This is a genomic window from Skermanella aerolata KACC 11604 (genome assembly GCF_000936425.1).
GTDB lineage: Bacteria > Pseudomonadota > Alphaproteobacteria > Azospirillales > Azospirillaceae > Skermanella > Skermanella aerolata.
In genome coordinates, this window is sequence record NZ_AVFK01000147.1 from 1 (window position 1) to 1,956 (window position 1,956).

The 1,956-nt window shown below is 67.3% G+C and carries 1 protein-coding gene; it reads right to left on the reverse strand.

Going from position 1 to position 1,956, the window contains the following annotated elements; translation table 11 throughout:
* Positions 1-471 precede the first annotated feature (471 nt).
* Positions 472-1,956: glycosyltransferase family 2 protein (locus tag N826_RS41200; protein WP_211099522.1), on the reverse strand; the 1,485-nt coding region annotated here is incomplete at its 5' end.

A 1,956-nucleotide genomic window follows, 5' to 3' on the forward strand; every position in this document is an offset into this window, starting at 1 on the left:
GATGCGACAGCAGCTGCGCTGGCGCCGGCATCCGGTTTGCCGGGCTGCTGATCAGCTCCCGCCACCATTCCGGCACGGCCTGGATGCATGACAAACCTTCCTGGAGGAAGAGACGTGAAGCCTGTCCCACCCGACTTCTCCAACCGGATGCGCCGCGGAGAACCGGATTCCCGCCTGCTCGCCTTCAGCCCCAGCGATGCTGGCGAATGCGCCGCGATCCTGGCTGCTCTGCGCCGTGATCGGTATGTCTGCGCCCTCGATATCGGCGCTCCAACCAGCGTCCTGAGCCATCAACTCGCCAGCCGGTGCGATGGGCTGCTGTCGGTGACGATCTCTCCCCTGCCCCCCGGATCAGCGAGAGTGCGCAGCACCGACCCTGCCCGGGCGACAATCGACGAGCTGGAGCTTCCAGGGGAAACAGCGGACGGACCGTTCGATCTGATCGTGCTGTCGGAAGTCGGCTGTTATCTTTCACCGACGGACCTGGACCGGGCCGGACGCCTGATCCAAGGGCTGCTCAACCCAGGCAGCGACTTTCTGCTGGTTCACGCTGTCCGAGACACCCTCTGTCCCCTGTCCGGGAACGACGTCCATGATGCGATGGCGAACCTTCACGGCTTCACGGTTCTGACCGACCGGCACAGTGCCGATCATCGTCTGACCCTGCTGTGCCGTGACGGCTGAAATGCATTTGTGCCGGATCGGGCTGTGATGGCCTGGACCGGCCTCAAGTGTCGTAACCCGGGCGGTGAGGACGGCAAGCGCCTCGCTCAGCGGCACACGGTCGACCGCTGCCTCCGCCACGAAGTCGGTGGCTTGGAGGCTGCCGTTGAGGTGGTGAACGATCCGGTCCGGGCAGGCGACCAGGATAGCCTGAGCCGATCCAGCCACTTGCCAACCAGCCAGCGTCGTGGCCATACCCCCGGGGGTGCGGCCGTCCAGCCTCGCCGAGGTGACAACCCGGACCCGCGGACTGTGGCGGAACCGGGCACCCGTTCGCCGCAGCGCGGCATGGAAGGCCTGGTCCTCGCCGGTCGGCAGGGGTGGCAGTCCGCCGGCACGCTGGTAGGCCCGCGCCGTGACGGCGAGACTGGCGCCGCCATGGTCGCTGTGACACGGCCAGGGATCGAACGGGTCAGGCCGGGTCAGGCAGGTCAAACGGTCGACCAGTCTCTCATAGTGGCGGTGGAGACCGGCCACCCGGCGCAGCCGCGGATTAAGGTCGAGCACGGCCTGCCGGGTCAGCATGAGCCTGCCGCCCACGGCGTCGGCGCCGGCGGCGACCTCGGTCAGCGTCTGCGCGACCCAGTCGGACGCGACGACGCTGTCGGCGTCAGTGGTTGCGATGACGCCGCCGGGAAAGCCGAGCCAGTGAAACCGGGCCAGCGCCTCGTCCATGGCGAGCCGGCGAGCCCAGCCGACGTGGGCATGGCGCCGGTCAAACGTGACTTCGACGATGTGCAGGGCAAGGCCGGGGTGCCGGGCGCGGAACCTGTGGGCAACCTCCGCCGACCCGTCCGAGCCGTTGTTGAGCAGCAGGATGACCTCGAAGATTGTCGGATCGAGCCGTCGCCCCTGGCCGTCGGTCTGAAACGTGAAGGCGCGCAGGCATGCTTCGAGATGCTTTTCCTCGTTGTGGGCCGGAATTGCTGCGCACAGGCGGAGCCGGGGCGACGGCATTCGGGCCAGGGATCGATCGTGGCAGCGGGACAGGATCAGCGGGGATTGGCCGGAAGAAGGGGACCATGACTCCCGGCTGCCGGTCGGCATCGCCACCGTACTTCGCCCTGTAACATCCACGTAGATTTCATCCATTTGCCGGAGGCTTGTCAGGGGACGGATCGTGGGCAGCCTGGCCGCGGTCAGCCGACTGGCATGAACACCCGATCCGGGCAGTTGGTGCCATCGGGGTGTGATGCTCAGCCTCCCGTCGATCCCTGCTGAAACCGCGCTGTC